8 protein-coding genes are annotated in these 6,499 nt (G+C 60.8%); 6 read left to right on the top strand and 2 right to left on the bottom strand.

Features of this window, described 5'->3' with window-relative positions:
* Positions 1–8: 8 nt before the first annotated feature.
* Entirely contained in the window at positions 9–695 is a 687-nt protein-coding gene (locus BLT65_RS42955; protein WP_079503202.1) for an HAD family hydrolase, read from the bottom strand.
* A 473-nt stretch (positions 696–1,168) separates the two neighbouring features.
* Between BLT65_RS42955 and BLT65_RS42960 the strand changes: the two genes are divergently transcribed.
* Entirely contained in the window at positions 1,169–1,567 is a 399-nt protein-coding gene (locus BLT65_RS42960; protein WP_091790239.1) for a cupin domain-containing protein, read from the top strand.
* A 90-nt stretch (positions 1,568–1,657) separates the two neighbouring features.
* On the opposite strand, the gene BLT65_RS42965 is transcribed toward BLT65_RS42960, so the two are convergent.
* The gene (locus BLT65_RS42965) at positions 1,658–2,713 is read right to left on the bottom strand and encodes an AraC family transcriptional regulator (RefSeq protein WP_236674354.1); all 1,056 of its coding nucleotides are present in this window, start codon (positions 2,711–2,713) and stop codon (positions 1,658–1,660) included.
* A gap of 167 nt (positions 2,714–2,880) precedes the next feature.
* On the opposite strand from BLT65_RS42965, the gene BLT65_RS42970 reads away from it, so the two are divergent.
* The 5 genes from BLT65_RS42970 to BLT65_RS42990 all read left to right on the top strand — a co-directional run bounded on the left by BLT65_RS42970 (position 2,881) and on the right by BLT65_RS42990 (position 6,306).
* On the top strand, positions 2,881–3,315 hold the full coding sequence (locus BLT65_RS42970; RefSeq protein ID WP_091790240.1) for a GFA family protein: 435 nt from the start codon (positions 2,881–2,883) through the stop codon (positions 3,313–3,315).
* A 148-nt stretch (positions 3,316–3,463) separates the two neighbouring features.
* Complete coding sequence (locus BLT65_RS42975) at positions 3,464–4,297, top strand: class I SAM-dependent methyltransferase (RefSeq protein WP_091790241.1); 834 nt, start codon at positions 3,464–3,466, stop codon at positions 4,295–4,297.
* A gap of 308 nt (positions 4,298–4,605) precedes the next feature.
* Positions 4,606–4,740 (top strand): DUF3563 family protein, encoded by a 135-nt coding sequence (locus tag BLT65_RS42980; protein ID WP_081921511.1) that lies wholly within the window; start codon positions 4,606–4,608, stop codon positions 4,738–4,740.
* 48 nt (positions 4,741–4,788) lie between these two features.
* Entirely contained in the window at positions 4,789–5,598 is an 810-nt protein-coding gene (locus tag BLT65_RS42985; protein ID WP_091790242.1) for an alpha/beta fold hydrolase, read from the top strand.
* A gap of 243 nt (positions 5,599–5,841) precedes the next feature.
* Positions 5,842–6,306: a GNAT family N-acetyltransferase gene (locus tag BLT65_RS42990; protein ID WP_091790243.1), complete on the top strand. Its 465-nt coding sequence runs from the start codon at positions 5,842–5,844 to the stop codon at positions 6,304–6,306.
* Positions 6,307–6,499 lie beyond the last annotated feature (193 nt).

The raw sequence follows: 6,499 nt of genomic DNA on the forward strand, positions 1-6,499 counted from the left end.
TTCGTCGGTCAACGCCGCTTGGCCGTCAACGCGTCGAAGTCGATCGACGTCAGCTCGCCGATTCGTTCGATCGTAATGTCAGGGTCGGGATACTTCGCGATCTCCTTGGCATCGAGGGCGTAGTGACCCTGGCGCGGGAAAATCGTCGTCAGGCGGTCGCCCCATTGCTCTTTCATCGCTGTGAGAATGCGCAGCTTGTCGTCGACCATCACGTAATGGCGCGCCGGATAATGCGCGATCACGTCGTCGAGCATCAGCTCCTTGTGAATGTAGATCAGCACGCGTCCTTCGACTTCGTCCCACAGGCCCGAGCGCGAGACCTTGCGCGGCTGGAACACGACGTCGCCATCGGAAAGAATCGCCGTCTTGCCGAACTCGCTCGCATAGCGCAGCGCATCGAGCGCACCGGGGAATACGCGATTCGCAAACGGATAATCGATCAGATAGCACGACATCAACAATAGCTGCGTGTCGTCGTGGTGCTCGGTTCGATAGCGCTGCAGTGCGCCAAGGTAGTCCGCATAGCCGAGTTCGCTGCGTAGATCCTCGAAGATCTGCCAGTAGCGCGCGCTATTTTCTTCTCCGAATTGCCGCGTCATGTGCGTGCGCAGGTCAGTCAGCACGTGATCGTTATCGAGCAGCGTGTTATCGACGTCGAACAGAAAGACAACGTCGTTGTTGGATGGTGTGTTCATTCACGTTACCTCGCCTCGGTCGTCTGTGCCCGTTGAGCACGGTGGACAGCGCGGCGCCCGGGTGCAGATGCGGCCCGCGACGCGTCGCCGTTTGCGCTAAGAGCCGCGAAGCGCGATGAAGTTCGCGACGGCCGGTATGCGCGATCAGCGCAAAGACTAGCACTGTCGATCGACACGCGCCGTAGATGGTGCGTGGAGGCGTTGTGGGGCCGCCCTTGGGCGCGTTGGCGCTTGCATGTCTGGGCAAACGGGTATATCGCCCTCTGCCTGTAGACAGAAGTTCGCGCGGCAGCTGTCGGGGGCGCTGGTGGCGGCAGACAGTTAGTTGCGAATAGACGAGCAACGCAGTTGCCTCCGCCGATTAGCGTCCTCCACCCGTGGTGAAACCGTGTCAGTGCTCATCGCTGCCGCATCGCCGATCTTGCACTGCATCCACAGTTGTAGACTGACATCTTCCTGAAAGGAGATGCGCGATGGCCACGTCCGCTACGGTAAGTTACTTGCGACTCTATGCCGACCCCGCTGGCGAATCGCATTTCGAACGTGCATCCGTCGAAACGTTCACACGTAGCTTTGCGCCACCCGCACCGGCTTTTAACGTTTCAGCATTTGTACCCGCCTTACGCAACGGCTTCCTTGTGGTTCCGGCCGAATGGATCGGTGACCTGCATCCATCTCCGCTTCGCATGTGGGTATTCGTTCTCGACGGAGAAATGGAATTCGAGGCGTCTGATGGAGAGCACCACCGCGTCCGGCCCGGCGATGCCCTGCTTCTCGAAGACACAAGCGGTCGAGGACATCGGAGCCGCGTGATTGGCGACACGGCTGCGAAACTTGCAGTCGTTGAACTTGAACCGGCTCGTGAGGAATGACGAGGCGACGCTACCGCGTGCAACCCTCGTCCGCCATTGCTTCTTTCCGGCCACACGCTCGCCGGTTAGCGCGCGTTAGCTCAACCGCCGCTAACCCGCCACGAAGCGCTCTTCAGACGAATCGTCACCGATTCGAGTATCGGCGTCTGCATCGATCGAATCGCGGCCATCCGCCAGACCTTTGCTGCGTCGCCAACTGGCGGGCGGCATGCCGAATTCCCGCTTGAACGCGCGATTAAATGCAGCCTCCGATTCATACCCAACCTGCTCGGCCACTGCCGCAAGCGTCTGGTTTCCGTCCCGCAACGTCTGCGCTGCGACCTGCAAGCGCCATCGGGCGAGGTACTGCATGGGCGGCTGGCCAAGCAGTTCCGTGAAGCGCTGCGCAAGCGCCGAACGCGAGAGACCTACCTTGCGTGCGAGTTCTTCGACGGTCCAGCCATAGGCGGGTTGCGCATGCAGCATGGCGAGTGCGCGGCCAACGAAACGATCGCCTACTCCTGCCAGCCAACCCTTGCGATCTGCCGGCAGCGACTCGATGCAACGTTGCACCGCCTTCACAAACAGCAGCTCCGAAAGCCGTGCGAGCACGATCGCGCTGCCCACGCGCCAGTCGGCCGCTTCGTTGGCGGCAAGTTTCAACGACGATTCGAGCCACGCCGATTGTGGATCGTTGCGCATGTCGACCTTGAAGAGTCGCGGCAGTGCCGAAAGGACCGGGTTCGTCAATGAATCGTCGCACGCAAGAAAGCCACAGATGATCCGCGTGTGCGCACCACCACCGCCGAAATTCAACGTCATCACTTCGCCCGGCGAGGTGCTCAGATACTTCGCCATGAGTTCGTCCGAAGGCGCGGGCTCGACGTCGAGTGAACTGCCCATCAGATGCGCTTCGCCTTGCGGTACGACGAGAAGTTCTCCTGCGTCGACACGAATCGCAGAAGCAGGATCGTCAACGAGGGCAGCCCAGCAACTGCCTTCCGTTATGAGGTGATAGGACACGATGCGTTCAGCGCGCGGCAGGAACGTGGCGCACAAATCCGACGTGACTTCCCCGACGACACACCAGGGTGCGGTTAAGTCGGCGTTTAGATACACCGCCCCTCCGAGACGCACCACGCGAAGGACATCTGAAAAAGCATCCATAAAAGCGCCCATCAGTTTCGGCGTCCTGCGCAAAACATCTGGACGCCTGGTCATTCCTCGAACCGGCTTGCGTGCCGATACTAGCACCCATGCAATTCTGCACCAACGAACGGTGAAGCGCTCATGGAACGTCAAAGGCGCGGGCACCTCTTTATCCGGAGACAAACATGAGTCACGCGGACATCTATCGAGGCCAATGCTTTTGCGGCGCCGTGCAGTTCACGTTGAGTGGAGAACCTGCGGGAATGGGCTATTGCCATTGCGAGTCGTGCCGCCGCTGGTCGGCCAGCCCGATCAATGCATTCACGCTCTGGAGCCCCAACGCACTGCGCGTCACACATGGTGCCGAGGACATCAGCACCTACAACAAGACACCGCACAGTTATCGCAAATGGTGCAGGTTGTGCGGCGGACATCTCTTCACGGAGCACCCGGGACTCGGCCTCATCGATGTCTATGCCGCGGTTGTAGACGACTTCCCGTATGCAGCGGGTGTCCACGTTCACTACCCGGAGTCCGTGCTACCCATGAACGATGGCCTGCCAAAACTCAGGGACCTGCCGAGCGAAATGGGCGGCTCGGGCATCAGCGCTGTCGAGTAACTGTCGAGTAGCCGTCGCGTCTTCTAGTTCAGTTTGATTTGCCCGTTCGCCGCGCGGGCATGCTCGCAGCAAGCATTCGCGGCGCCATCAGACACGCAGCACAACCATGCACTCGCGCATCGCTGCCCTGGCCCTTCAGGAGTTCTTCATGTCCGCTGTTGATTCCGCTTTCGCACCCGTTGCAGACTTCACCGCCGTCAAGCTCCGCCAGCAGGTGGCCTGGTCGACGGGCAACTATGCCGTTGTTGGTACCACGCTGCAAATCGTCGGAGAGAACCTCTGCGAAGCGCTCGATGTACGCGCCGGCAATCGCGTGCTCGACGTTGCCGCCGGCAACGGCAACGCGACACTTGCCGCTGCGCGCCGCTATTGCGACGTCACATCGACCGACTACGTCGCCTCGCTGCTAGATTCCGGCCGTGCGCGCGCGCAAGCCGAAGGGCTCCCGGTGCAGTTCCAGCAAGCGGACGCTGAAGCGCTGCCCTACGCGGATGCCTCATTCGACATCGTGATGTCGACCTTCGGCGTGATGTTCACGCCTGACCAGGAGAAAGCGGCCGCCGAACTCGTGCGTGTTTGCAAGCCGGGCGGACGGATTGGTCTCGCGAACTGGACGCCGGAGAGTTTCATTGGGCAGCTATTCAAGACGATCGGCAAGTACATTCCACCGCCGGCAGGCGTGAAGTCACCCGCGCTCTGGGGCACGAAGGCGCGCCTGGAAGAGCTTTTCGGCGCGAACGCCAGGAACGTCATCGCGGCCAGCCGCGATTTCACGTTCCGCTACCGTTCGCCGGAACATTTCGTCGACGTGTTCCGCACGTTCTATGGGCCGATGAACAAGGCGTTTGCCGCACTCGAAGGCGAACCGCACGCGGCGTTTCTTCGCGATCTGATGGCGTTGATCGAGAGCCGCAACCGCTCGAACGACGCGACGCTCGTCCTGCCGAGCGAGTATCTCGAAGTCGTGGTGGAACGCGTGTGAATGGAGTCTGACGCGGATCGTCTGGTCGTTTCCTTCAGACGCCGCTTTTCCTGCGTCAACTGACTTCGCTGCGCTCACGCGCGGCGAAGTCGTCCCGTGATGCGTCGCGACACGGCATACGTGTCTGTTTCAGTCCAACTTCCATTCAGGGTTTGTCGGCTTTGCGACGACGCTTCGCCCGGTATTAAACCCGCAGAGACAGCTGAAACGCCCGGCAGACAAGGCTTGCAGCAACGTGGCATGGACTCTGCGAGTACACGGCATTCATGCCGCTACGCAATCGATCACGTGATCGACCAGAGGACATCATGCTCATCTATCTATTCCAGTTGTTGAGAAAGGCGCTTGACCGTGCTGAACATAGCCGCCGCGACGCGTACCTCGCATCCGCGGTCGACATGGTCGAACTCGAACGCCGCATGCATGCAAGCGAAATTGACTGACGCACACGCGCCGACGTCACGATCCAACTTTCTGACTCTCTCAACAACATGGACAGCACAGTCACATCGCAAGCCTCTTCATCCGTAACGTCGGTGATCGCACTGCATTGCTCAGGCTCGGGAGCGGCGCAATGGCGCAAGCTCGGCGAAGCGCTTGGCTCGCGTCACGCGTTCGCCGCGCCCGAGCACTACGGCTGCGACAGCACGGGGCCGTGGAGCGGCGAGCGCGCGTTCACGCTCGCCGACGAGGCCGCGAAGACCGTCGGCATCATCGACGCATCGCATGGCAAGGTGCATCTCGTTGGCCACTCGTATGGCGGCGGCGTGGCGTTGCGCGCAGCCGTCGAGCGGCCCGAGCGTATCGCGAGTCTGACGCTATACGAGCCCTCGGCGTTTCATCTGCTCAAGATGATGGGCTCGTATGGAGCGCACGCGCTTGCGGAAATCGTTGCGATTTCGAAGCGCACCGCCGATGGCGTGAGCTGTGGCGACTATCGGGGCGCGGCGGCTTCATTCGTCGATTACTGGGGCGGCCGGGGCGCGTGGGCAGCACTGCGGCCTTCGGTGCAGGACGCACTCACGCGCTGGGCGCCGAAGGCGCCACTCGACTTCCGCGCACTGCTCGACGAGCGCACGCCCGCCAGCGCATACACAGGTTTGCGTGTCCCGGCGCTGATCATGCGCGGCCAGCACGCGCCCATTCCGACGCGCGCGATTGCCGAGCGACTGCCGATGCTGTTGCCAGCGGCGCGGCTTGCCATCGTCGAAGGTGCAGGACACATGGGACCGCTCACGCACGCTGACAAGGTCAATGCGGCCATCGTGCGGCATATTGCGGAGGCTGATGCGATCGCCTGAAGGCGTCAAGGTTGTTGCTGTTGCGCTTCTTGGGCTCAATGCCTATCTGAAGGATGCGACGTGCCGACGCTTGCGCCTTGCTCGCAGAGTATCCGGCTTGGGCCGCAGTCGGCGGATCTGGCTATATCGTTGCCATGATCTCTTGCCCTTCTTCGTGCGGGGTGCGTCCGCTTTCTCCTTGGTGTGAACGTATCGCGATGCGCGACTACACTTGCATACATCACACATTGCAGAAAGACTTCGATGATCGACATTCGGCCCGCCCGTTTTCCCGACGATATCGACGCCGTGCGGGCGATTTTCCGCGAGTACGCGGATGGTCTTGGTGTTGACCTTGGCTTTCAGGCGTTCGATGAGGAACTGGCCGCGCTGCCCGGTAAGTACTCGCCGCCGCGTGGCACGATATTGCTCGCTTGGCGCGACGAACGCGTGATCGGCTGCGTTGCGCTGCGGGCTTTCGAGTTTGATATCTGCGAGATGAAGCGGCTTTATGTGCGGCCCGAAGGGCGTGGGCGTCAGCTTGGGACACTGCTTGCGCAGGCTGTCGTGCATGCTGCGAAGGAAGCGGGGTATCGGAGGATGCGGCTCGATACGCTGCCGAGTATGAAGAGCGCGCAGCGGCTCTATGCTTCTCTTGGGTTCAGGCCGATTTCTGCTTATGTGTTTAATCCTGTTGAAGGGACGCAGTTTTTGGAGCTTGAGATTTGAACGTTAGGGGTTTTGGTTTTTTGCTGGCGTTCGCGATGGGATGTTTGCTGCGCAAGCCTTCATTGTGTGCTTGCTTTTGTGCTGGCATCCGCGATTTGTTAGCGTGCTTCACGCGTCGCCCCTGTGCGGGGCGGCACCTACTTTTCTTTGCCGCCGCAAAGAAAAGTAGGCAAAAGAAAGCGGCTAACACCGC

The organism is Paraburkholderia steynii, from assembly GCF_900100565.1.
In the GTDB taxonomy this organism is placed as follows: domain Bacteria; phylum Pseudomonadota; class Gammaproteobacteria; order Burkholderiales; family Burkholderiaceae; genus Paraburkholderia; species Paraburkholderia terrae.